Below are 23,682 nucleotides of genomic sequence, written 5' to 3'. Positions count from 1 at the left end.
GGTGTAGCCATGGATCCGCCGGGTTGGAGAACCCTTCAGCTGTCCCTCAAGATTACCCGCGGGTAGGTTCCGGTGCTAGGGGAAGCCTGGGCCTGGAAATCGCCTGCAACGTCCACCGTGGCGGCGTGGTGAACCAGCCTTTCCCAGCCGGTATTAATACCGTGCACCACAGCCAGGAGCGTTTTGGACGCTAGCGTCCAGCCCAACTTTCCGGCCCCCAGGAGGATCAGTGCCACCAGTCCCGAGGCCAGGACGAAAGCGGCCAGGATAAACCCGAATACCAGCGTGCCCACGAACACCAAAGTGGCGTTGTCCACTGCTGTCAGATCGAACGGCATGAGTCCCCCTGCTGCGTCGTTGCGTGTGTTAGGAGTTGGTTGAGACCAGTAGCACGAGCGTAGGGGGAGCCTCCCTTTCCAGCCAGAGCCGCAACGGGCGCAAACCCCTGTTGATATGGGATCGAAACACTACCGCCCGGTAGGTCACGGAGTGGTCGCGGCGCCTGCGTTAACCTTGTAGTTGGCGGTTTTCCGATCCAGTCCGCCGCCCCGCCCCGCAAACAGTCCAAGGAGAGTGTGTGCCCCGCTCCGCCAGGTCATCCGCTGATGCCATCAGCGCCCGGCTTCGGGACCTCGAACTCCTCACCAAAGGACCCGCCTGGGCGCTGACGCGCTCAGCGCCCTGGGTGATCGCGGTGCTGCAGGCGTCCTTTACCCGCACCCGGCCGCAGCTGCCGCTGGAGGAGTTCCATGCCGACGTCGACTCCTTCCTTGAGGAGCTCCGCCGCCAGGACCCCGGGCTGGGTGGAGGGGCGAACGGGAAGTCCTTTGGCGACGAGTGGACGCGCCGCCAGTTCCTGACGCGGCGCAACCAGTCCGGCCAGATCGTCTATGAGGTGACGGAACCCGCGGCGCGCGTGCTTGCCTTCCTGGACAGCCTCTCCAGCGAACGGTCCACCCTCAACGGGTCCCGCCTGGGCACGCTGCTGGGCGACGTGGAAAAGCTCGCCAACGAGACCAACCCGGACCAGAGCGCCCGGCTGGAGTCCCTGGAAGAGGAGATCGAAGAACGCCAGCAACTGATCCAGGACATCAGCAGCGGCGAATTCGACGGCCTCCTGGATGACGACGAGGCGGTAGAGGCCGCGGGAAACATCCTGGACCTGGCGGCAAGCCTGCCCGCCGACTACAAGAAGATGCGTGACCGGATCGAGGAACTGGTGGGCGAACTGCGCAACCAGATCATCGAGGAGTCGCTGACCAAGGGCGCCACCATGGCCCAGGTGCTGGAGGCGGACAAACGCCTCCGGCAAAGTCCCGAGGGCAGGACGTTCCGGTCCTTCACCGCCTTCCTCGAGGATCCGCAGCAGCAACTGCGCTTCCGGTCCGCGATCGGGGAGGTCCTGGGCCGGCAGTTCGCCGACGACCTGTCGCCGGAGGACCGGGAAACCCTGAAGAACCTGGTTGCGGAGCTTCGCCACCAGCACAGCCAGATCCAGCGGATCTACGGCAAGCTCAGCGAGAGCCTCAATACCTACGTCCAGAGTGACGACTTCCGCCAGTCCGTCCGGCTCCGCCAGGTCCTGCGGGAGGCCGAGCAGGCCATCAGGTCCCTTCCCTATGAGCGGGAACGCCCTGGCCTGGTCCCCGGGCCGGTCCTGTTCAACGCGGGGTTCGAATCGCTGTCCATGGTGAAGCTCTTCGATCCCGACGAGTTCGCCGCCCCGCCCAAACTGGCCGATCCCATCGCCTTCAGCGACTCTGACCGGGTGCGCTCGCCGAGGACCGGCAAGGCGAAGCCGGAGGTGGTGCGGGCTGCCCTGGCCGGCGCCTCCACCCTTTCCGAGGCGTGGCAGCAGCTCCCGCCCGGGGAGCAGCACATCAACACCATCCGCGCGCTCCTCTCGCACGCCCTCCACGCCGGCGCTGGCTTCGACAAGCAAGGCCTCGAAGCCCTGGACTACGAACAGATAGACGGCACCACGCGCAGGGCCTACCTGCCGCTGGTCACGCTTCAGAAGGATCCTGATGACTGAAGAGACAACCACGACGACGGCGGAACGGCCTTTCGCCGTCACGCCCCGCGACACTTTCGTGGACGGCGCCGCGCTCTTCCCGGGCGATACCGGGGTGCTGTCCATGAAGGTGCGGCAGGCACTGGTAAAACTCCTCAAAGGCCCCTACGTGGACGGCGGCCGGGACGAAAAACTGTGGACTGTCCTGCTGGACAACCAGGTGATCCTGCGAAGCCGGCTGTCCGAGCTGTTCCTCACCATGGAGCTGGACCACGAACGGAAGATCGCCGTCCTGCGCCCGGTGGACCCCGACGCCATCGGCGGCAGCACCCGCTCCAGCATCCTTCGGCAGCAGCGTGCCCTCAGCCGGGTGGAGACCATCGTGCTGCTCCGGCTCCGGCTGCTCCTGGACCGCCATGTCACCGCGCAGACCGACCCCACCATCACCCGCGAGGAAATCGCCGACCTGGTGGCGCACTACCAGCCCGCCGGCCAGCAGGACGCCCTGCGGGATTCGGACGTGGTGAACAGGGCCATCACCAAGCTCCTGGCCCGCCAACTCCTCCTCCCCACAGGGCTGGACGACGTCTACACCATCTCCAACGCCCTGCCCCTGGCCCTCCCGTTCGACAACATAGGCGACATCCCCGCCCACATAGAGGCCCTGGTGGCAGCAACCACAGACCCCGCGGGCACGGAGGCGCTCCTGGAGTTCGACAACGGAGCAGCCGGTTCCGCGGACAGCGACACTGACACGGAGGACGCCCAGTGAGCATCGCTTCCATGCTCCCGATGGGTGAGCTGACAAACCCCGGCCAGATGCGCCTTGCCCTGGTGCAGGTGGTCAACTGGGGCACGTTCCACGGAGCCCACACGATGCACGTGGACCGCAACGGCACGCTGCTGACGGGCAACTCGGGCGTGGGCAAGTCCACGCTGTTCGACGCCATGCTGCGGGTCTTCGATGCCCGGCCCAGGTCCAATGAGGCCGCGGCCCAGCGTTCGGGCGGAGCCGTGGAGGACAAACGGACCACCTTCACCTACATGCGGGGCAAGGTGGGCGACAAAGCTGTGGGAGAGGGCTCGGCCAGCGCCTTCCAGCGGCCCGGTGCCACGTGGTCCGCCGTCGCCCTGACGTTCGACAACGCGGCCGGCACGCGGGTGACCGTCTCGGCCCTGTTCGACCTTCCCAAGAACGGCACGGAGTCGAGCGTCGGACGTTTCTATGTCATCGACCACGACCCGCTGGACCTGGAAGCCCTCGAAGGCATCGCGGACAAGCGGTTCACCAAGGCTGCGCTGGAGACGATCTTTCCCGATGCGCAGGTTTTCGATGTCCACAAGGCCTTCGCCGAGCGGTTCCGCCGGCTGCTGGGCATCAACTCGGACCAGGCCCTTCCGCTCCTGCGTGTCATCCAGGCCGGCAAGGGCCTGGGTGGCAGCGTCAACACGTTCTTCCGCGACCAGGTCCTGGACGCCCCGGCCACCCTCGCGGCGGCGGACGACGTGGTGGAGGAATTCAGCAACCTGATGTCCATCCGGCAGCGGCTGGAGGACGTCCGCCAGCAGCGGGACCAGTTGGCACCGGTTCCCGGACTGAATCGGGAGTACGCTCAGGCGCTGCTGGACGCCAACAAGCTGCGGGACCTCGCCGGCGAGGAGTTCGAGGCCTACAAGCAGAAGCTGGCCGTCACGGTCCACCAGGGATTGCTTGAGCGGTTCAAGGGATTGGCCCAGGCGAAGGCGAAAGAGCTTGGTGCCGAGCGGACTGTCCGGGACGGGCTGGCCAAGGACCTCCGCCAGCTGGAAGCTGATTACAACAACCAGGGCGGCAACGCCATCTCCGCAATCGAGCAGTCCCTGGAAAACGCCCGCGTTGGGCTGAAGCTCCGCCAACAGGTGGAGGAGACGGCGCGCCAGGCGCTGGCTGACGCCGGCCTGCAGCTTGACTGGACCGAGGAGGGCTGGGAGCAGGCGCACGGGCAGGCGGCAGCAAGGTCCGCGGAGCTCAACAACGATTCCCAGGCCCTCCAGGAACTCCGCTTCGAGGCCTTCGACGCGCACGCAACCAAGAAGCGCGAGCTGGCCGCGGCTGAGCAGGAATTCGTGTCCCTGAAGACGCGCAAGTCGCTGCTGCCGCCGTCGAGCATTGAAAACCGGGCCGCGATCGCCGCCGCAACCGGCATCCCGGAGGACCGGATGCCGTTCGCCGGCGAACTGATGGACCTCGCCGAGGGGCAGGAGAAGTGGCGCCCGGCCGCCGAGCGGGCGCTCCGCAACCTGGCCACCACGCTGCTGGTGCCGGGCGAGCACTTCGCCGCGGTCACCCGGTACCTCAACGATCACGCCGTGCGCGGCGCGCTGCGGGCCGTGGACGTGTCCAAGCCGCTGTCCGGCGGCGCGCTGGCGCTGGAGGACGTGCGCGACGGCGACCTGCTGACCAAGCTGGACATCCTCACCACGGGCGTCGCGGCCGAGGCAGGGTCCTGGATCCGTGAGCGCATCGCACTGGACTTCGCCTACCCTTGCGTCGAGGACCCGGATGAGCTGGCCTCACTGGACCGCGGCCTCAGCCTGGGCGGCGTGGTGAAGCGCAACCGCCACACCGTGGAAAAGGACGACAGGTTCACCAGCCGGCAGGATTACGTCCTCGGGTTCGACAACGCCGCCAAGCTGGAACTTGTTGCCGGGCAGGCGGAGGACCTGCGGCAGGAGGTGGCCAAGGCAGCAGAGCTGGCGCAAAGCCGGGAAGACTCGCACCAGGGCATGGCCCGGCAGCTCGAGGCCCTGCGCCGCATCGCTGAGGACCACCGTGGCTGGGACCAGGTGTCGGCGGCAGTGGCCGCCGAGGAGCTCGCCCGGCTCGAGCAGCGGCTGAAGGACGCCCTCGCGGCACAGGCAGACCTGGAACCGCTGCGGGCCAGCATCGAGGAGGTGCGGCAGAAACACCAGGCCAGCACCGAGGCCGCCGCCGTGCTGCAGAGCGAGTACAAGGCACTGGACCGGCAGCTCACCGCTGCCGATTCCCTGCTGGAAGGTGCCCGCCAGCGCCTGGCCCAGGCGCCGCCGTCGGACGCCACCGTCACTGCCCTGGAACCGTACTTTGCCGATTTCGGTGATGTGACGGAGATGCACGAGCTGGACAACCTCGCCCACCGGGTGCGCACCGCCCTGCTGGCGGAGCTCCACACCGCCGAGTCCCGCGGGCAGGCCACCGCCGAGCGGCTTACACGCATCTTCGAGGCGTTCGTGCGTGACTGGGGGAGCGCCGTCTCGGCAGACCACGGCACCACGATCGGTGCCGCCGGCGAGTTTGAGACGCGCTACCACGCGATCGTGAGCGACGGCCTCCCCGCCCAGGAAGCGGAGTTCCGCCAGTTCTTCAACCAGCGCACGCACGAGTCCTTCAGCACGCTGCTGCACCTGCTTGATGAGGAGCGGCGCTCCATCACCAGCCGCATCCTGCCGCTGAACAGCATCCTGTCGCAGGTCAACTTCCACGAGGGGAGTTTCCTCGAACTGGACATCAAGCAGACGTTGCCTCCCACGGCCAAGCAGTTCAAGGACGCGATCCAGAACGCCCTGAAGGCCCGGCATTCCCGCCCGGCCAAATCCGAAGCGTCGAGGAAAGTCGCCACAGGCCTGGAACCAGGCGGGGAAAGGGACGACGAAGCCGAGCTCACCGCCCGCTACAAGTCGCTGGAAACGCTGGTGAAGCGGCTGGGCTCGCAGGCACCGGAGGACCGGCGGTGGAGGGCCGAGGTCCTGGACGTGCGCGGGCACCTGTTCATCCAGTGCAAGGAGCACCGCGAGGTTGCCCAGCCGGCGTCCGGCAAAAAGGGTGGAGCGAAGAAGTCCGAGGTGTTCATGCACGCGGATACCGGATCCATGTCCGGCGGGGAGCGCCAGCGGTTCACGGCCTTCATCATGGCTGCAGCACTGAGCTACCAGCTGGGCATCGCGGAGCAGGGCTTCACCACGTATGGCACCGTGATGATGGACGAGGCCTTTGTGCTGGCTTCCGAGGAGTTCGCCGGCGCCGGGATCAAGGCGCTGCACGAATTCGGGTTCCAGCTGCTGCTGGCCGCCCCCGAGAACGTCATCGACCTTTCCCGGCACCTCGGTTCCGTCACCGAAATCCTCCGTGACAAGCGCACCAACCGCTCCGGAGTGCTCACAGCGCCGGTCATCACACCCCGGCCGGGCGAAGAGGGCGCATGGCGTTCGGAAGCGAACCCGGTGGACATCGTCCTGCGCTGAACGCCCTGACCACGCCTATATAACAAATTGATGGAATTATTGCGGAAGCTCTGGTGACGGGTGCTGCTGCCGTGCCACTCTGGGCTTTACCAACTCACCCCGCCTGAGCAAATCCCATAGGTACTGCGGAATGTTGGGTTCCGCCCTGTTCCCCAAGAGAACGATGGCGTCCTCTTGAAAGGCACCGGCATGCGCCCATCACAACGCGTGGCATTCTTCCCGGCGGCAATCGCTGCGGCCGCACTGTCCCTTGCGGGTTGTGCTGCCAGCACCCCGGTGGAAACCGCCGGCTCCTCGACCCCAGGCGCAACGGCTCCGGCTGCGTTTCGCGCCGACAGCCTGGTAACGGTCACCTTTCCGGACGGCAGGCTGTCGTTTCAGCACCCGAAGGGATGGCACGTGGAGTTCTTCAATGCATCCGAATCGCCGTACGTGGGCACCGCAACGGTGTCCGATCCCACCAGCCAGGCGAAAATCAGCATCTACACAGGCCAAATTGCAGACGTCGTAGCCAGTTCTGCCGCCCGGACCGTCCTTGAGGCGGACCCGGTGCCGGGATTGGTGGGGCAGTCTGTTCCAACGCCCCATTCGTCGTTCTTTGTTGACCGCAGCGGCGATGTCGCACAGTACCGGATGGGGCTCACTCCGGGGCTGACCGTATCGCCGGACGGGGAGGTGCAGGACGGGCTGGTCATGCTGGGTGACCGCGTTCTGACTGCCGATGTGGTGTTCACCGGTCAGCCGTTCGCCAGTGACGAGGAGGCGAAAGCCTGGTACTGGGGAGCGGAAGGCCAGGCCTTGAAGGCTCTGCTGATGAGCTTTTCCTACCGCTGACCACGACCCTCTCTCACTTAATGCGGCATTTCCCCCAATCGCTCTCTCGCCGGTGATAGAGCGTTCGGGGATTTCCTGCGTTAAGTGAGAGAGGGTCGGTGGGGGCGGAATTGTGTCCTTTGTCACGAAGGGGAATAAGACACGGAAACGTTGCGTAATGAGCCCGAGGGTAGGCTAGCCTTACTTAAGTTCGCTTCATGACTTAAGGAGTTCCGTGACTTCCCCCCTCTTCTCCGGGCCCAGTGCCACGCGCCGCACGCTGTTCAAATCAGCAGGCAAGGCCACGGCCGTCCTGGCCGCAGCGGCACTCACCCTGTCCGCCTGCTCCACCGGGCCTGCGTCCTCCACTACCGACGCCGGCGCCTCCAGCTCCAGCAGCTCGCAGTTCCCCGTCACCATCGAGCATGTCTACGGCGAAACCGTCATCGAGGAACAGCCCACGCGGGTGGCCACTGTCTCCTGGGTCAATGACGACGTCGCCATTGCCCTGGGTGTTGTGCCGGTGGGCGTGCCCAAGAACGAATGGGGCGGCAACGAGCAGGGCTCCACCCCGTGGAAGGACGCGGCGCTCGAAGAGCTCGGCGCCGGCTTCGGCTCGGACAAAGCCCCTGTGCAGTACTCCGAGGCGGACGGCATCAACTTCACCGAGATCGCCAAGCTCACCCCGGACGTCATCCTTGCCGCGTACTCGGGCCTTACCGAGGAGGATTACAAGAAGCTCAGCGAAATCGCGCCGGTGGTGGCCCACCCTGAACTGGCCTACGGAACCTCCTGGCAGGACTCCACCTCCATCATCGGCAAAGCCCTCGGCAAGGATGCCGAAGCAGCAAAGCTGGTCTCCGACACCGAGGCCACCATCAAGGAAAAGGTTGCCGAGTACCCGCAGATCACCGGCAAGAGCTTCATCTACGGCAACCTGGAGCCGGCATCGGCCGAGGGCGTCAATGTCTACACCGCCAATGACAACCGTCCCCGCTTCCTTTCCGAGATCGGCATGCAGCTGGCTCCCGTGGTTGAGGAAAATTCCAAGGGCTCCAAGGAATTCTTCATCCCCTGGTCCGCTGAGAAGGCCAACGAGCTCGAGTCCGATATTTTCGTGACCTGGGTTCCGGACGCAGCCACCACCGAGTCCATCAAGTCGGACCCCCTTCTGGGCCAGATCCCCGCCATCAAGAACGGTGCCCTGGTGGCCGACTCGGACAACACCCTGACCCTCTCCATCTCCGCTTCCTCCCCGCTGAGCCTGCCGTGGTCGCTGGACACGTTCCTGCCGCAGCTGGCGGGCGCAGCGGACGCGGTGAAGTAGGCGCAGTTCCATGACGGAGAGTACGACGACGGCGGCGCGCCGTGAGCCCGGACCCGGCATTTTGGTGCCGGGACCGGCTCCTGCCGGCGGGACCCGCGGCCGCGCGTTCGCAGGGCCGCGCGCCGCCTGGCTGCTGGCCGCCGTCGTCGTACTTGCCCTGCTGGCCGGAGCCTCCCTGGCCATTGGCGCACGGGGCCTTCCCCTGGCCACCGTCTGGCAGGCGCTCACCGCGTTTGATCCCGCCAACGGCGACCACGCCGTGGTCCACGCCCGTATCCCGCGCACCGTCCTCGGCCTGCTGGCGGGCGGCGCGCTGGGCCTGGCGGGCGCAGCAATGCAGGGTGTAGCCCGCAACCCGCTGGCCGATCCCGGCATCATGGGCGTCAACGCCGGAGCCGCCCTCGCTGTGGTGACCGGCATCTACGTCTTCGGCGTCGGCTCGCTCTCCGGCTACATCTGGTTCGCGTTCGTGGGGGCCGCTGCCGCCGCCGTCGTGGTGTACCTCATTGCCTCGCTCGGCAGGGACGGGGCCACACCGGTGAAGCTTGCCCTGGCGGGCGCCGCACTGAATGCCGGCCTCTACTCCCTGATGAACGTCATCCTGGTCTCCAGCCAGGACACCCTGGACCGCTTCCGCTTCTGGCAGGTGGGCGGAATCGCCGGGCGCGACTGGTCCGTGGTGCTCTCCGGACTGCCCTTCCTGGCCGCCGGTGCCCTCATCGTGCTCCTGACCGGCCGCATCCTCAACAGCCTGGCCCTGGGCGACGACATCGCCCGCGGCCTCGGCCAGCGGGTAGGCCTGTCCCGCGCCGTTACCGCGCTCGGCATAGTGCTGCTGTGCGGATCGGCCACCGCGCTTGCCGGCCCCATCGCCTTCGTGGGCCTGGTCATCCCGCACGCCGTCCGTTTCCTCACCGGCCCGGACTACCGCTGGATCCTGCCCTTCTCCCTGGTCCTTGCCCCGGCACTGCTCCTCGGCGCGGACATCATCGGCCGCGTGGTGCTCCTGCCCGGCGAAGTCCCGGCCGGCATCATGACCGCCCTCGTCGGAGCACCGGTCTTCGTCTGGCTGATCCGCCGCGGCAAGGGAGCCGGACTATGACCATCACCACATCCCGCGTCGACCCCTCGGCAGGAACTCCCAAAGCAGGGTTCGGGAGACCACGCCGCACCCGGCTGCTGCTGAACCGGACCGCCTTCCTGGCCGCCGTCGTCGTGGTCCTGTTCGCCGTGTCCGTCCTGCTGGGCAGCTACACGGTGACCATCCCGGACTTCTTCAGGATCCTCATCGCCCACCTGACCGGCGGTGAAAAGATCCCCGGTGCCAGCTTCATCGTGATGGAAAACAAGCTGCCGCGGGCCGTCATCGGCACCATGATCGGGGCCGCGTTCGGCCTGGCGGGCGCCCTGTTCCAGACCATGCTCCGCAACCCGCTGGCCAGTCCCGATGTCATTGGCATCAGCTACGGGGCCAGCGCCGCGGCCGTGACCGCCATCGTGGTCTTCGGCGCATCCGGCGCAGCGGTTTCCGCGGCGGCCCTGGGCGGTGCGCTGGGCGTGGCAGCCATCATTTACGCCATTTCCAGCGGCGGTACCCTGCGCGGAACCGGCCGCGGCGATGCTGCGGGGAACCGGCTCATCCTCGCCGGGGTGGGCATCGCCGCAGCACTGCACGCAGTGGTCAACTTCCTGATGACCCGGACGGACATCCGGACCGCGGCGGACGCCCTGGTCTGGCTCAACGGTTCCCTGAACTCCGCCAGCTGGGACCGCGCGGGCGTCCTTGCCCTGGCCCTCGCCGTCCTGCTCCCCGCCGTGGTTGCCCTCGCCGGCCCGCTGCGCATCCTGGAACTCGGACCCGATGCCGCCGCAGGACTGGGGATCAGGGTGGGTGCCACACGGCTTGCGCTGGTGGTCACCGCCGTTGCGCTGGCAGCGGTGGCGACGGCGGCAGCCGGCCCGGTTTCGTTCGTTGCCTTCCTTGCCGGGCCCATCGCCCGGCGCTTTACCGGCAAGGCCAGCCTCCCGGCGTCGGCCCTTGTGGGCGCCGTGATTGTCCTGGCGGCCGACTATGTGGCCGCCAACCTGGCACCCCTGCTCCTGGACGGCACAGTGCTGCCGGTGGGCGTTATCACCGGTGCGCTCGGTGCCCCGTTCCTGCTGTGGCTCCTGGTCACGGCCAACCGAAAGGATGCCTGAGGTGGCAGTTCTCAACGCCAAGGACCTGACGCTGAAGTACGACCAGCGCTGCGTGGTGGACGGCCTCAGCGCCGAGATTCCGGAGGGGAAGGTGACCATGATCGTGGGCGCCAACGCCTGCGGGAAGTCCACCCTCCTGCGCGGGCTGTCCCGGCTCCTCAAGCCGGCGGCCGGTGCCGTAACCCTGGACGGCAAGGACATCCACTCCCTTCCGGCGCGTGAACTGGCCCGTACCCTGGGCCTCCTTCCACAGCACCCCTCTGCCCCGGACGGCATCACGGTCAGGGACCTGGTGGGCCGCGGCCGCTACCCCCACCAGGGCTTCTTCCGCAGCTGGAGCGAACGGGACGAAACCGCCGTGCAGCGCGCGCTCGAAGCTACCGAGACCCTTGCCCTCGCCGAACGGAACGTCGACGAACTTTCCGGCGGGCAGCGGCAGCGCGTCTGGATCGCCATGGCCCTTGCGCAGGAGACCGACGTGCTCCTCCTGGACGAACCCACCACCTACCTGGACCTCGCGCACCAGGTGGAGGTCCTGGACCTCGTGACGGACCTGAACCGCCAGCGCGGCACCACCGTGGCCATCGTCCTGCATGACCTGAACCTGGCCGCCCGGTACGCGGACACCGTGATCGCCATGAAGGACGGCGCCGTGGTGGCAGTCGGGTCCCCGCTCGAGGTGGTCACGGAAGGGCTGGTCCGCAGCGTTTTCGGCCTCGAATCGCGGGTCATCCCGGATCCCGTCTCCGGCACCCCCCTGATCATTCCCATCGGCCGCCACCACGTTCCCGCCAATGAACTGGAGCTCGTTTCATGAAAACCCGCGACATCGCCTCCACGGAGCCCATGACCCTGGCGTTCGAAGTGACCGTCACTTCGGTCCAGGAGCTCAGCCCCAATTTCCGCAGGATCACGTTCGGCGGATACTCGCTGCGGGATTTCGGCGTCCACGGGGACACCCTGGACCTCCGGATCAAGCTCATGATCCCGTCCCTCGCGGCGGACGGCAGCCCGCTGCCCCTCCCGGTGTTCGAAATGAGCCAGTCCGGCTGGTACCGCGAATGGCTGGCCATGGACCCTGCCGTGCGCGGCTCCATGCGTACCTACACCGTCCGCCAGGCACGCCTGGACGCGGTGTACCCCGAAATCGATGTCGATTTCGTGATGCACTTTGACCACCGTGGCAACGGCGGGCCGGCGGCGAACTGGGCCCTCAACGCCCGGCCCGGCGACGCCATCACCATCATCGGACCCAACAACAGGGCAGCCCACTGCGTCACGGCCGAAACCTACTCGGGCATCGAATGGCGGCCCGGCCTCGCGCAGCGCATCCTGCTGGCCGGTGACGAAACCTCCGTCCCCGCCATCTCCGCCATCCTGGAAAGCCTGCCGGAGTACATGACCGGGCACGCGTTCCTGGAGGTCCCTGAAGCCGGCGACTTCAGGGAACTCACGTCACCCGCCGGCGTCGACATCACCTGGCTGGCGCGCGGGGCGTCCATCGGGCGGTCCAGGCCGCACGGCGAACTGCTCCAGGAGGCCGTGCGCAAGGCCGTGCCCGTGCCGGGCTGGGTGGGGATCAAAGCGGCCGACGGCGGCGCGGGCCCCGAGCCGGAGGACGTCAATGTGGACGTGGACATTCTCTGGGAGACCCCGGCGCGGATGGAGACGTCCGAGATCCAGGCCACCAAGAACCCGGGCATTCCGGCCGGCGCCATGCCCTTCTACGCCTGGATCGCCGGCGAGGCCGCCGTGATCAAGGACATGCGCAGGTATCTCGTCCGGGACGTCGGGATCGACCGGAAGCAGGTGGCGTTCATGGGGTACTGGCGGCAGGGCAAGGCCGAGGGGTAGCCCGGGCCCGTCGCGCTACAGCCCCCCGGCAACGCTCTCTCAGATCCTGCCGGTTTTCCGGCGACGCTCTTGTACTTGATGCCGGTTTTTCGGGGACGCTCTGCACTTGCTGTTCACCCCGGCGTCGTTCTTCCTTCTTCTGTGGTGGCTACCTTGGGCTGGTGCCTGCTCAACCCTTGCTTCCTGATTCCGGGAGGCGGGTGTTCGTCGCCCTGGGGGACTCATTCACGGAGGGGGTCGGGGACCTGGACGACCGGTTGCCCAACGGTGTCCGCGGTTGGGCAGACCGGGTGGCGGAGAAACTGGCCAAAGCCCAGCCCGGGTGGCGCTATGCGAACCTGGCCATCCGCAGCAAGCGGCTCCGGCATATCGTCAACGAGCAGCTGGAACCGGCGCTGCGGATGAGGCCCTCGCTGGTCACGCTGTATGCAGGCGGAAACGACATCCTGGACGTGAAAACGGACATGGCCGCGCTCATGGAGGACTACGAAAATCTCGTGGCCACACTGGCGGAAACGGGGGCAACGGTGGTGCTTTTCACGGGGTTCGACGTCAAGGTCTCCGCACTGCTGGAGCCGCTCCGGAAACGCAACACCTACTACAACCAGCACGTCCGGACCATCGCCGCGAAGTACGGGGCGGTGCTGGTGGACTACTGGTGCCTGGATGCCTTCCATGACCGGCGGATGTGGGACTCCGACCGGCTCCACATGTCCAAGGCAGGGCACAAGTACCTGGCGGGGCAGGTGCTGGACCAGTTGGGCGTGCCGCACAAGATCCGGCCCAAGGACTGGGAACCGCCCGCCCGGCACAGCCTGCGGGAATGGGAACGGCAGCAGCGGCGCTGGATCCGCGACTGGGTCCTGCCACTCTTCGGCCGCAAGCTGCGCGGCGTCACCCTGGGGGACGAGCTGGGCCCGCGCTGGCCGGAGCCGGTCAAGGTGCCGCGGAAGGGCGGACTGAAAAAGCTGGCAGCGGGTGCTTCCGCCGCTGCACCCCGGGCCTAGCGGACCCTACCTGAAGCGCCGGGACGCTCAGCTGTCCAGGAGGATCTCGTACCCCGGGGCCACCCTGGCCGCGTGGAACTCCATGACCTCGAAGTCCGCCACCCCGTTCGTATAGAACGGGTCCTGCTCCAGGCAGGCATCAAGGACAGTGCGGTCGGCCTGGGAGAGCAGCAGGCCGCCGGTCCTGGGCACTTTTCGGCCGGCCGCAATGAAAACGCCGTCGTCGAAAGCCTTCTGCAGCCAGGCGATGTGGCCGGCGTTGTGGAAGTCCACGATGTCCTGCGGAACCCGGTAGCTCAGGGAGACAACATACATGGCCCCAGCCTACCGGCCGCCGCGGGGCCTAGTTGAAGAATCAACCACGCTGCTCTCGTAGAATGAGGGACATGACCGAACCGCGCTGGCTCAACGCCGACGAACGCCGTGCCTGGCTGGCCCTGGTAAGCATCAACACCCTTTTGCCCGCAGCCCTGGACACGAAGCTCCACACCGCGGGAAAGCTCTCGCTCTTCGACTACACCGTGCTGGCGATGCTCTCCGAAGCTGAGGGCCGGTTCCTTCCCATGAGCGAGCTCGCCGCCCGCAGCAGCGCTTCCCTGTCCCGGCTGTCGCACGTAGTGACCAAGCTGCAGAAGCGCGGCTGGGTGGAGCGGCGCCCGCATCCCCATGATGCCCGCGTCACCACCGCCCATCTGACCGAAGAAGGGATGGCCACCATCGTGGAGCTGGCGCCCGGGCACGTCGAGGACGTTCGCGACCTGTTCCTGGATGCCCTCACTGAGCAGGACGTCCTGGACCTGGCGAGGATCGGCGAGAAGGTGGTCGGCCGGTTGGACGCGGACCACTGGATCCTCCGGGAAAACTAGCCCACCCGCCAGCTGGTTGGTTGCTCCCGGCAACGGGTGGCAAACTAACCGGATGGACTTTACTTCCCGGTTTGTCGCCCTCGGAGACTCCTTTACGGAAGGCGTGGGCGACGACGATCCCACCCGCCCCAACGGTGTCCGCGGCTGGGCGGACCGCGTGGCCGAGCAGCTGTGCGCCGCCGACCCTGGCTTCGGTTATGCCAACCTCGCCATCCGCGGCAGGAAACTCCGCCACATTCTGGCTGAGCAGGTGGACGCCGCCGTCGAACTTAACCCCACCCTGGTGACCATCTACGCCGGCGCCAATGACATCCTCCGCCCCAGGATCGATATTGACGACCTCCTGGTGGAGTACGACGGCGCCATCGCCAAACTGCGCGCCACCGGTGCCGCCGTGGTCATGTTCACGGGTTTCGACGCCCGCGGCTCAAAGGTGTTCAGCACCATGCGGGGACGCACGGCCATCTACAACGAACTGGTCCGGGGCATTGCGGGAGACCACGGCGCCCTCCTGGTGGACTACTGGCGCTTCAGCGAGTACTACGACTGGGGCATGTGGGCGCAGGACCGGATGCACATGTCCGCGGCAGGGCACGCCAATATGGCCAGGCGCGTGCTGGACGTCCTGGAACACGACCACTCGATCGACATCCCGCCCATGACCCCCGTCCCCGAACTCAGCGGGGTGGACGCCCTCCGCGCCAACGCCCGCTGGTTCCGCGAGTATGCCGGTCCGTGGGTTGTCCGGAGGGTCACTGGCAAGTCCTCCGGCGACGGCTTGAAGCCGAAGTACCCCGAGCTCACGCGCCTCTAACCCCGCGCCTGCTTATACACTCTTCGGCGCCGGATTGGTCTTTAATTGCGTGAACTCGTAGACTTGGTAGGCGCTAAGTGCGCGGAGCGTGCGCAATTGCTCCGGTTTCCCGGTAATTTCTCCAGGGTGGCCGGTAGTTAGGGGCTCAAGTTGCGTGACTAACCGTTGCCCTTCTTCATTTTTGGGTCGCCCTTAGCAGCATGGTCCAGCAGCAGATATGCGGATCATTACTTTCAATTCTTGAGGAGAAGTCATGGCAGCACACTGCCAAGTGACCGGAGCCGAGCCGGGCTTTGGGCACAGCATTTCGCACTCGCACCGCCGCAACAAGCGCCGGTTCGATCCGAACATTCAGAAGAAGCGCTACTGGGTTCCGTCCCTGCGCCGTAACGTCACGCTGCAGGTCTCTGCACGTGGCATCAAGACCATCGACGTACGCGGCATCGACGTAGTCGTCGCCCAGATCCTGGCTCGTGGGGTGAAGCTCTAGTGGCTAAGGACAAGGACGTACGTCCGATCATCAAGCTCAAGTCGACTGCGGGCACGGGTTACACCTACGTAACCCGCAAGAACCGTCGTAACGATCCGGACCGCATGGTCCTGAAGAAGTACGACCCCAAGATCCGCCAGCACGTCGAATTCCGAGAGGAGCGCTAAACATGGCTAAGAAGTCCAAGATTGCTCGCAACGAGCAGCGCAAGGTCATCGTTGAGCGTTACGCTGCAAAGCGCCTCGAGCTGAAGAAGACCCTGGTTGACGAAAACGCAACCGACGAAGCACGCGAAGCAGCCCGCCTGGGCCTGCAGAAGCTGCCCCGCAACGCGTCCCCGATCCGTCTGCGTAACCGCGACATCATCGACGGCCGTCCCCGCGGCACCTTCCAGAAGTTCGGAATCTCACGTGTCCGTTTCCGCGACATGGCCCACAAGGGCGAGCTTCCGGGCATCACCAAGTCTTCCTGGTAATCCAGCACTGCTGCTACCAGCTGCTTGAGAAGAGCCGGCAACCTTTCGGTTGCCGGCTCTTCTGCGTTTAACGGACCTTGAGGGCGCCGTTTGGGGTGGTGGTGCATAGGTACCCGTGCGACACCAGTGCCTGCGTTGGGACTGTGCTGCAGCACACAGAAAGAAGGTGCGACGGCGGATGGCCCTCCAGGGATGGAAACAGGCCGTTTCGCCGCGGAATGGCGGGGATCGCGGCCCCCCGCGAGTGGGATTTGCAGTGGCGCTGGAGCAGGTGTATTGTTTTCTAAGTCGCCGCGAGGGAGACAGCGAAGAGCTGGTAACCACGGCGGCCAAACCCCCAAAAATCAACACCAATTCTGGTAGTGCTTTAGAGCGCTCCTGAAGAGGTTGGGAACGACTTCCTGCCGATCGGAATCCTGAAACATGGATTTGCTTCGGACTGGAGGATCGGGTAAGTTTGAGAAGTTGCTCCGGAGCGATCCACGGTGTTTGTTTGCTGGTGGTGGTGCCGGGTGTGTCTGTTGTTTGAGAACTCAATAGTGTGCCAAGTTTGTTGATACCAATTGTTTAGTGATTGGTTGAATTGACTGGATCGTCCGCCCCTGTGGGTGGTCTGGTTTTTACAGCTGGTTTCAAATTTTGTGCAGCCTTTTTGTCCCGTTTTCCCGGGGCTGGGGGTTGTGTCTGTTTTACTTCAACGGAGAGTTTGATCCTGGCTCAGGATGAACGCTGGCGGCGTGCTTAACACATGCAAGTCGAACGATGATGGGAGCTTGCTCCTGGATTAGTGGCGAACGGGTGAGTAACACGTGAGTAACCTGCCCTTAACTCTGGGATAAGCCTGGGAAACTGGGTCTAATACCGGATATGACTCCTCATCGCATGGTGGGGGGTGGAAAGCTTTTTGTGGTTTTGGATGGACTCGCGGCCTATCAGCTTGTTGGTGAGGTAATGGCTTACCAAGGCGACGACGGGTAGCCGGCCTGAGAGGGTGACCGGCCACACTGGGACTGAGACACGGCCCAGACTCCTACGGGAGGCAGCAGTGGGGAATATTGCACAATGGGCGCAAGCCTGATGCAGCGACGCCGCGTGAGGGATGACGGCCTTCGGGTTGTAAACCTCTTTCAGTAGGGAAGAAGCGAAAGTGACGGTACCTGCAGAAGAAGCGCCGGCTAACTACGTGCCAGCAGCCGCGGTAATACGTAGGGCGCAAGCGTTATCCGGAATTATTGGGCGTAAAGAGCTCGTAGGCGGTTTGTCGCGTCTGCCGTGAAAGTCCGGGGCTCAACTCCGGATCTGCGGTGGGTACGGGCAGACTAGAGTGATGTAGGGGAGACTGGAATTCCTGGTGTAGCGGTGAAATGCGCAGATATCAGGAGGAACACCGATGGCGAAGGCAGGTCTCTGGGCATTAACTGACGCTGAGGAGCGAAAGCATGGGGAGCGAACAGGATTAGATACCCTGGTAGTCCATGCCGTAAACGTTGGGCACTAGGTGTGGGGGACATTCCACGTTTTCCGCGCCGTAGCTAACGCATTAAGTGCCCCGCCTGGGGAGTACGGCCGCAAGGCTAAAACTCAAAGGAATTGACGGGGGCCCGCACAAGCGGCGGAGCATGCGGATTAATTCGATGCAACGCGAAGAACCTTACCAAGGCTTGACATGAACCGGTAATACCTGGAGACAGGTGCCCCGCTTGCGGTCGGTTTACAGGTGGTGCATGGTTGTCGTCAGCTCGTGTCGTGAGATGTTGGGTTAAGTCCCGCAACGAGCGCAACCCTCGTTCTATGTTGCCAGCACGTGATGGTGGGGACTCATAGGAGACTGCCGGGGTCAACTCGGAGGAAGGTGGGGACGACGTCAAATCATCATGCCCCTTATGTCTTGGGCTTCACGCATGCTACAATGGCCGGTACAAAGGGTTGCGATACTGTGAGGTGGAGCTAATCCCAAAAAGCCGGTCTCAGTTCGGATTGGGGTCTGCAACTCGACCCCATGAAGTCGGAGTCGCTAGTAATCGCAGATCAGCAACGCTGCGGTGAATACGTTCCCGGGCCTTGTACACACCGCCCGTCAAGTCACGAAAGTTGGTAACACCCGAAGCCGGTGGCCTAACCCCTTGTGGGAGGGAGCTGTCGAAGGTGGGACTGGCGATTGGGACTAAGTCGTAACAAGGTAGCCGTACCGGAAGGTGCGGCTGGATCACCTCCTTTCTAAGGAGCACCTACAGATTGTTCGTGCCGTGTATGCGGTGCGGGGGTTTGTCAGGAGTACAGCCCGTTGCGCAGACGATTGTTCTGCGGCGGGTGCTCAAGGGTGGAATATCAGCGAATAGCGGCTGCCGGTCTTTTCCGGTGCTTAGTACGGTTCCTTCCTTTGTGGGGGTTCCTGGAAGGGTGCTGGTGTGGGATGGGTGGTTTAGTGTTTGGCACACTGTTGGGTCCTGAGGCAACAGGGCCGTGATGTCTTGCCCCTTCTTTTGTGTGGGGGTGGGGGTTGCGGGTTTGTGTGTTTCTGGTTTCCTGGCTGCAGCGATCATGCATGTTTGTGTGTGTGGGGTGTGTGGTACGGGGTTGTTGTTTGAGAACTACATAGTGGACGCGAGCATCTTTTATAAGAAGCAATTTCCAAGAATATGAACCTGGATCTGGCTGCGCGTGATGGTGTCATCCTTTTGGGGGTGGTGTTGTTGGGTGTGGTTGGTTTCTGTGGTTCTCTCGAAAATTAGCGTTTTTGATCTTTTGTGGTCAAGTTTTTAAGAGCACACGGTGGATGCCTTGGCATTAGGAGCCGAAGAAGGACGTAGGAATCTGCGATAAGCCTGGGGGAGTCGATAACCGGACTGTGATCCCAGGGTGTCCGAATGGGGAAACCCCGCCAGGGGCGCGAGTTGCCTGGTGACCCGCATCTGAACACATAGGGTGCGTGGAGGGAACGCGGGGAAGTGAAACATCTCAGTACCCGCAGGAAGAGAAAACAATAGTGATTCCGTTAGTAGTGGCGAGCGAACGCGGATCAGGCTAAACCGTTCCATGTGTGATAGCCGGCGGGCGTTGCATGGTCGGGGTTGTGGGACTTTCCGTACTGTCTCTGCCGGGGCAGTGGGGTGTGATGTGCAGGCATAGGTGAACGGTCTTGAAAGGCCGGCCAGAGAGGGTGTTAGCCCCGTAACCGTAATGTTGTGTACCGCCCGGATGAGTATCCCAAGTAGTACGGGGCCCGAGAAATCCCGTGCGAATCTGTCAGGACCACCTGATAAGCCTAAATACTCCCTAATGACCGATAGCGGACCAGTACCGTGAGGGAAAGGTGAAAAGTACCCCGGGAGGGGAGTGAAACAGTACCTGAAACCGTGTGCTTACAATCCGTCGGAGCCAGTCTGATTCTGGTGACGGCGTGCCTTTTGAAGAATGAGCCTGCGAGTTAGTGTTACGTCGCGAGGTTAACCCGTGTGGGGCAGCCGTAGCGAAAGCGAGTCTGAATAGGGCGTTGCAGTGGCGTGATCTAGACCCGAAGCGAAGTGATCTACCCATGGCCAGGTTGAAGCGACGGTAAGACGTCGTGGAGGACCGAACCCACTTCAGTTGAAAATGGAGGGGATGAGCTGTGGGTAGGGGTGAAAGGCCAATCAAACTTCGTGATAGCTGGTTCTCCCCGAAATGCATTTAGGTGCAGCGTTGCGTGTTTCTTGCTGGAGGTAGAGCTACTGGATGGCTAATGGGCCCTACAAGGTTACTGACGTCAGCCAAACTCCGAATGCCGGTAAGTGAGAGCGCAGCAGTGAGACTGTGGGGGATAAGCTTCATAGTCGAGAGGGAAACAGCCCAGACCACCAACTAAGGCCCCTAAGCGTGTGCTAAGTGGGAAAGGATGTGGAGTTGCGAAGACAACCAGGAGGTTGGCTTAGAAGCAGCCATCCTTAAAAGAGTGCGTAATAGCTCACTGGTCAAGTGATTCCGCGCCGACAATGTAGCGGGGCTCAAGTACACCGCCGAAGTTGTGGCATTCAGATATTAGCTAAGCCCTTGTGGTTCAGGCGTCTGGATGGGTAGGGGAGCGTCGTGTGGGCGGTGAAGTCGCGGTGTAAACCAGCGGTGGAGCCTACACGAGTGAGAATGCAGGCATGAGTAGCGAAAGACGGGTGAGAAACCCGTCCGCCGAATGATCAAGGGTTCCAGGGTCAAGCTAATCTGCCCTGGGTAAGTCGGGACCTAAGGCGAGGCCGACAGGCGTAGTCGATGGACAACGGGTTGATATTCCCGTACCGGCGAAAAACCGCCCATGCTGAACAGGGGATACTAACTGCCCGAGACCTGCCCGATCGCCCTTGTGGTGTGAGGGTTTTGGTGGAGCGCAGGACCTGATCCTGGGAGGCAAGCGTATTAACAGGTGTGACGCAGGAAGGTAGCCAAGCCGGGCGATGGTTGTCCCGGTCTAAGGATGTAGGGCGAACGGTAGGCAAATCCGCTGTTCATGATGCCTGAGATCTGATGGGACCCCCGTTTGGGGGGATTTGGTGATCCTATGCTGCCGAGAAAAGCATCGACGCGAGGTTTTAGCCGCCCGTACCCCAAACCGACACAGGTGATCAGGTAGAGAATACTAAGGCGATCGAGAGAATTATGGTTAAGGAACTCGGCAAAATGCCCCCGTAACTTCGGGAGAAGGGGGGCCCCAACCTTGATACACCCTTGCGGTGTGGAGGGGATCGGGGCCGCAGAGACCAGGGGGAAGCGACTGTTTACTAAAAACACAGGTCCGTGCGAAGTCGCAAGACGATGTATACGGACTGACTCCTGCCCGGTGCTGGAAGGTTAAGAGGACCGGTTAGCCGCAAGGCGAAGCTGAGAATTTAAGCCCCAGTAAACGGCGGTGGTAACTATAACCATCCTAAGGTAGCGAAATTCCTTGTCGGGTAAGTTCCGACCTGCACGAATGGAGTAACGACTTCCCCGCTGTCTCAACCATAAACTCGGCGAAATTGCAGTACGAGTAAAGATGCTCGTTACGCGCAGCAGGACGGAAAGACCCCGAGACCTTTACTATAGTTTGGTATTGGTGTTCGGAGTGGCTTGTGTAGGATAGGTGGGAGACGTTGAAGCCCGGACGCCAGTTCGGGTGGAGTCATCGTTGAAATACCACTCTGGTCACTTTGGACATCTAACTTCGGCCCGTAATCCGGGTCAGGGACAGTGCCTGATGGGTAGTTTAACTGGGGCGGTTGCCTCCTAAAAAGTAACGGAGGCGCCCAAAGGTTCCCTCAGCCTGGTTGGCAATCAGGTGTCGAGTGTAAGTGCACAAGGGAGCTTGACTGTGAGAGAGACATCTCGAGCAGGGACGAAAGTCGGGACTAGTGATCCGGCGGTACATTGTGGAATGGCCGTCGCTCAACGGATAAAAGGTACCTCGGGGATAACAGGCTGATCTTGCCCAAGAGTCCATATCGACGGCATGGTTTGGCACCTCGATGTCGGCTCGTCGCATCCTGGGGCTGGAGTAGGTCCCAAGGGTTGGGCTGTTCGCCCATTAAAGCGGTACGCGAGCTGGGTTTAGAACGTCGTGAGACAGTTCGGTCCCTATCCGCTGCGCGCGCAGGAAATTTGAGAAGGGCTGTCCTTAGTACGAGAGGACCGGGACGGACGAACCTCTGGTGTGTCAGTTGTACTGCCAAGTGCACCGCTGATTAGCTACGTTCGGATGGGATAACCGCTGAAAGCATCTAAGCGGGAAGCTCGCTTCAAGATGAGATTTCCATACACCTTGTGTGTGAGAGGCCCCCAGCCAGACCACTGGGTTGATAGGCCGGATGTGGAAGCGAGGACTAACGACTCGTGAAGCTGACCGGTACTAATAGGCCGATAACTTACACCACACACCCTTTTCGTGAACGGATTCAAAAGACGTTCACACCAGGAGAGGGTAAAAAGAAAAAACAAGACTGCTTGCGTCCACTATGTGGTTCCCAACCAACAAACCCGCCACGGGCACGTTGCGACAGGAACACAACTGAATAACAACACCACAATGTTGTAACCACAAAGATTTCCCACCCCCGGCATCAGACCCGGGCGGACGGGTACAAGGGTTACGGCGGTCATAGCGTGGGGGAAACGCCCGGTCCCATTCCGAACCCGGAAGCTAAGACCCACAGCGCCGATGGTACTGCACCCGGGAGGGTGTGGGAGAGTAGGTCACCGCCGGACACACATTAAAAGGGTCGAGGCCCCAACCACCACGGTTGGGGCCTCCCACATTTAAACCCCCACCACACAAACTGGCCCGGCACCGCTCACAGCCACCACCAGGGCGCCCCCCATCCAGGCCCCCGGCACACCCCACATCAAGTGAGAGAGCATCCCGCGAAACCCCGCATCGAGTGAGCGAGCGTCCCGGGAAACCCCACATCAAGTGAGAGAGCATCCCGGGAAACCCCGCATCAAGTGAGAGAGCATCCCGGGAAACCCCGCATCAAGTGAGAGAGCATCCCAGGGGAGAAGCCGGGAAGCAGGTCCAGGGCGTCCTGCGTCGGCATCAGCCTAGACTTGTAGCCGTGACCTCGAGTTCAAGCAGCCCCCAGGTTCGCCGAGCGACCATCCTGGACGTGGCGGCCGCGGCGGGGGTTTCCCGGCAAACCGTTACCCGTGCCATGAACGACATGCCCGGAATCAGTGCGTCCACGCGTGAGCGCGTCCAGCAGTTGGCGGCAGAACTTGGGTATTCGCCCAGCCGGTTCGCCAAAGGCCTGGTCCAAGGCGCCCGGACATCGCTGGGACTCGCGATTCCTGATCTGACCAACCCCTACTTTCCGGCCTTTGCCTCCAGCGTGGTTGAAGAGGCCACGCAGCGGGGCTGGAACGTGGTGGTCGACGATTTTGGCCATGGGAGCGGAAGCGGGCTGGACGCCGTTGCCCGGCTGGGTCCGCAGGTTGACGCGCTCGTGGGCTATCTGGGCGCCAGCTCAACTGAGGCCCAGGCCATGATGGGCCGCCGGCCAGTGGTTGTCCTCGATTTTCCGTCAGGGCAGGCTGCCGGCCTCATTTCCTTCGACTACGCGTACGCGGCACAACTGGCCCTGGAACGGCTGAAGTCCGCACGGTGCCGGCGCATCGCCTACCTGGATGCGGACTTGGAGGGGCCTGCCACCACCCGCGGGTTGGCTGTCGCCGCAGCGGCCGCAGATGCCGGCCTCGAGCTGACGCTCCGCCGGTCAGTCGACTCCGCCTCCGCAGCCCGGGAAGCCGTCCGGTCCATGCTCGAGCACGACGGCAGGATTGACGGGCTCCTTGTGTTCAACGACCTCATGGCGGCAGGGGCACTTAAGGCCTTGCACGACGCCGGCCGCAGGGTTCCGGAGGATTGCGCCGTGATCGGTATGGACGGCATCCCTCTTGGGGAGCTGGTGACGCCGGAGCTGACCACTCTCTCACTTGACCTGCGGGCGGTAGGACGGGCCGCCGTCGACCTCGTGGACAATCTGATCTCCGGCAGGCTCCAGGCTGGAAGCCCGGACAGCGAGCTGGTCCTCAAGCACCAGCTCGTGCTTCGCCAGTCGGCCTGAC

The 23,682-nt window shown here is 63.6% G+C and carries 18 protein-coding genes and 3 rRNA genes; 19 read left to right on the top strand and 2 right to left on the bottom strand.

Translation table 11 applies throughout. The features are described from left to right. Window positions 1-35: 35 nt before the first annotated feature. Window positions 36-338 carry a hypothetical protein gene (locus tag AC4BCK_RS19925; protein WP_174181787.1) on the bottom strand — a complete coding sequence of 101 codons (303 nt, stop codon included), beginning with the start codon at window positions 336-338 and terminating at the stop codon, window positions 36-38. Window positions 339-577: 239 nt separating this feature from the next. Here AC4BCK_RS19925 and AC4BCK_RS19920 point away from each other — a divergent pair, with 239 nt between their 5' ends. From AC4BCK_RS19920 to AC4BCK_RS19875, 10 genes are all read left to right on the top strand, one after another. Beyond that, the gene (locus tag AC4BCK_RS19920; protein ID WP_310112924.1) at window positions 578-2,035 is read left to right on the top strand and encodes a DUF3375 family protein; all 1,458 of its coding nucleotides are present in this window, start codon (window positions 578-580) and stop codon (window positions 2,033-2,035) included. After that, the gene (locus AC4BCK_RS19915) at window positions 2,028-2,786 is read left to right on the top strand and encodes a DUF4194 domain-containing protein (RefSeq protein WP_174181791.1); all 759 of its coding nucleotides are present in this window, start codon (window positions 2,028-2,030) and stop codon (window positions 2,784-2,786) included. Before AC4BCK_RS19920 ends, AC4BCK_RS19915 begins: the two co-directional genes overlap by 8 nt. After that, entirely contained in the window at window positions 2,783-6,274 is a 3,492-nt protein-coding gene (locus tag AC4BCK_RS19910; RefSeq protein WP_490566388.1) for an ATP-binding protein, read from the top strand. Before AC4BCK_RS19915 ends, AC4BCK_RS19910 begins: the two co-directional genes overlap by 4 nt. Window positions 6,275-6,463: 189 nt before the next feature. Next, a complete protein-coding gene (locus AC4BCK_RS19905) occupies window positions 6,464-7,108 on the top strand; it encodes a hypothetical protein (protein WP_363937271.1) in 645 nt (214 codons plus the stop codon). A 214-nt stretch (window positions 7,109-7,322) separates the two neighbouring features. After that, window positions 7,323-8,414, top strand: coding sequence for an iron-siderophore ABC transporter substrate-binding protein (locus AC4BCK_RS19900; protein WP_363958801.1), 1,092 nt, complete (start codon window positions 7,323-7,325; stop codon window positions 8,412-8,414). A 10-nt stretch (window positions 8,415-8,424) separates the two neighbouring features. Then, window positions 8,425-9,516 (top strand): FecCD family ABC transporter permease, encoded by a 1,092-nt coding sequence (locus tag AC4BCK_RS19895; RefSeq protein WP_364409883.1) that lies wholly within the window; start codon window positions 8,425-8,427, stop codon window positions 9,514-9,516. Further along, the gene (locus AC4BCK_RS19890) at window positions 9,513-10,613 is read left to right on the top strand and encodes a FecCD family ABC transporter permease (protein ID WP_364409886.1); all 1,101 of its coding nucleotides are present in this window, start codon (window positions 9,513-9,515) and stop codon (window positions 10,611-10,613) included. Before AC4BCK_RS19895 ends, AC4BCK_RS19890 begins: the two co-directional genes overlap by 4 nt. Window position 10,614: 1 nt before the next feature. After that, on the top strand, window positions 10,615-11,430 hold the full coding sequence (locus tag AC4BCK_RS19885; protein WP_251424951.1) for an ABC transporter ATP-binding protein: 816 nt from the start codon (window positions 10,615-10,617) through the stop codon (window positions 11,428-11,430). Beyond that, complete coding sequence (locus tag AC4BCK_RS19880; RefSeq protein ID WP_174181805.1) at window positions 11,427-12,467, top strand: siderophore-interacting protein; 1,041 nt, start codon at window positions 11,427-11,429, stop codon at window positions 12,465-12,467. Before AC4BCK_RS19885 ends, AC4BCK_RS19880 begins: the two co-directional genes overlap by 4 nt. 161 nt (window positions 12,468-12,628) lie before the next feature. Further along, window positions 12,629-13,474 carry an SGNH/GDSL hydrolase family protein gene (locus tag AC4BCK_RS19875; RefSeq protein ID WP_490566387.1) on the top strand — a complete coding sequence of 282 codons (846 nt, stop codon included), beginning with the start codon at window positions 12,629-12,631 and terminating at the stop codon, window positions 13,472-13,474. Between the two features lie 27 nt (window positions 13,475-13,501). On the opposite strand, the gene AC4BCK_RS19870 is transcribed toward AC4BCK_RS19875, so the two are convergent. After that, window positions 13,502-13,789 (bottom strand): YciI family protein, encoded by a 288-nt coding sequence (locus AC4BCK_RS19870; RefSeq protein ID WP_174181809.1) that lies wholly within the window; start codon window positions 13,787-13,789, stop codon window positions 13,502-13,504. Window positions 13,790-13,860: 71 nt separating this feature from the next. Here AC4BCK_RS19870 and AC4BCK_RS19865 point away from each other — a divergent pair, with 71 nt between their 5' ends. From AC4BCK_RS19865 to AC4BCK_RS19825, 9 genes are all read left to right on the top strand, one after another. Further along, window positions 13,861-14,340 carry a MarR family winged helix-turn-helix transcriptional regulator gene (locus tag AC4BCK_RS19865; protein ID WP_174181811.1) on the top strand — a complete coding sequence of 160 codons (480 nt, stop codon included), beginning with the start codon at window positions 13,861-13,863 and terminating at the stop codon, window positions 14,338-14,340. 52 nt (window positions 14,341-14,392) lie between these two features. After that, window positions 14,393-15,154, top strand: a complete 762-nt coding sequence (locus AC4BCK_RS19860; protein WP_490566386.1) for an SGNH/GDSL hydrolase family protein — start codon at window positions 14,393-14,395, stop codon at window positions 15,152-15,154. Window positions 15,155-15,407: 253 nt separating this feature from the next. Beyond that, on the top strand, window positions 15,408-15,644 hold the full coding sequence (rpmB, locus tag AC4BCK_RS19855; protein WP_013602738.1) for a 50S ribosomal protein L28: 237 nt from the start codon (window positions 15,408-15,410) through the stop codon (window positions 15,642-15,644). Next, window positions 15,644-15,811 carry a 50S ribosomal protein L33 gene (rpmG, locus tag AC4BCK_RS19850; RefSeq protein ID WP_013602737.1) on the top strand — a complete coding sequence of 56 codons (168 nt, stop codon included), beginning with the start codon at window positions 15,644-15,646 and terminating at the stop codon, window positions 15,809-15,811. Before rpmB ends, rpmG begins: the two co-directional genes overlap by 1 nt. A gap of 2 nt (window positions 15,812-15,813) precedes the next feature. Further along, complete coding sequence (gene rpsN / locus AC4BCK_RS19845; RefSeq protein ID WP_009358853.1) at window positions 15,814-16,119, top strand: 30S ribosomal protein S14; 306 nt, start codon at window positions 15,814-15,816, stop codon at window positions 16,117-16,119. Between the two features lie 694 nt (window positions 16,120-16,813). Further along, window positions 16,814-18,336, top strand: a 16S ribosomal RNA gene (locus tag AC4BCK_RS19840). 532 nt (window positions 18,337-18,868) lie between these two features. Beyond that, a 23S ribosomal RNA gene (locus AC4BCK_RS19835) occupies window positions 18,869-21,995 on the top strand. A gap of 214 nt (window positions 21,996-22,209) precedes the next feature. Further along, window positions 22,210-22,326, top strand: a 5S ribosomal RNA gene (gene rrf, locus AC4BCK_RS19830). The 16S, 23S and 5S rRNA genes sit together here, the layout of an rRNA operon. A 347-nt stretch (window positions 22,327-22,673) precedes the next feature. After that, the gene (locus AC4BCK_RS19825) at window positions 22,674-23,681 is read left to right on the top strand and encodes a LacI family DNA-binding transcriptional regulator (protein ID WP_490566385.1); all 1,008 of its coding nucleotides are present in this window, start codon (window positions 22,674-22,676) and stop codon (window positions 23,679-23,681) included. The last annotated feature ends 1 nt before the right edge of the window (window position 23,682 follow it).

This window comes from Pseudarthrobacter sp. As-47 (assembly GCF_058215595.1).
This window is presented reverse-complemented; position numbering and strand designations above follow the sequence as displayed.

What these genes read in the sequence shown, in the direction of transcription:
- AC4BCK_RS19925 (WP_174181787.1), bottom strand. Translation starts at nt 338, where the DNA reads ATGCCGTTCGATCTGACAGCAGTGGACAACGCCACTTTGGTGTTCGTG.
- AC4BCK_RS19915 (WP_174181791.1), top strand. Translation starts at nt 2,028, where the DNA reads ATGACTGAAGAGACAACCACGACGACGGCGGAACGGCCTTTCGCCGTC.
- AC4BCK_RS19905 (WP_363937271.1), top strand. Translation starts at nt 6,464, where the DNA reads ATGCGCCCATCACAACGCGTGGCATTCTTCCCGGCGGCAATCGCTGCG.
- AC4BCK_RS19895 (WP_364409883.1), top strand. Translation starts at nt 8,425, where the DNA reads ATGACGGAGAGTACGACGACGGCGGCGCGCCGTGAGCCCGGACCCGGC.
- AC4BCK_RS19890 (WP_364409886.1), top strand. Translation starts at nt 9,513, where the DNA reads ATGACCATCACCACATCCCGCGTCGACCCCTCGGCAGGAACTCCCAAA.
- AC4BCK_RS19880 (WP_174181805.1), top strand. Translation starts at nt 11,427, where the DNA reads ATGAAAACCCGCGACATCGCCTCCACGGAGCCCATGACCCTGGCGTTC.
- AC4BCK_RS19870 (WP_174181809.1), bottom strand. Translation starts at nt 13,789, where the DNA reads ATGTATGTTGTCTCCCTGAGCTACCGGGTTCCGCAGGACATCGTGGAC.
- AC4BCK_RS19865 (WP_174181811.1), top strand. Translation starts at nt 13,861, where the DNA reads ATGACCGAACCGCGCTGGCTCAACGCCGACGAACGCCGTGCCTGGCTG.
- AC4BCK_RS19860 (WP_490566386.1), top strand. Translation starts at nt 14,393, where the DNA reads ATGGACTTTACTTCCCGGTTTGTCGCCCTCGGAGACTCCTTTACGGAA.
- rpmB (WP_013602738.1), top strand. Translation starts at nt 15,408, where the DNA reads ATGGCAGCACACTGCCAAGTGACCGGAGCCGAGCCGGGCTTTGGGCAC.
- rpsN (WP_009358853.1), top strand. Translation starts at nt 15,814, where the DNA reads ATGGCTAAGAAGTCCAAGATTGCTCGCAACGAGCAGCGCAAGGTCATC.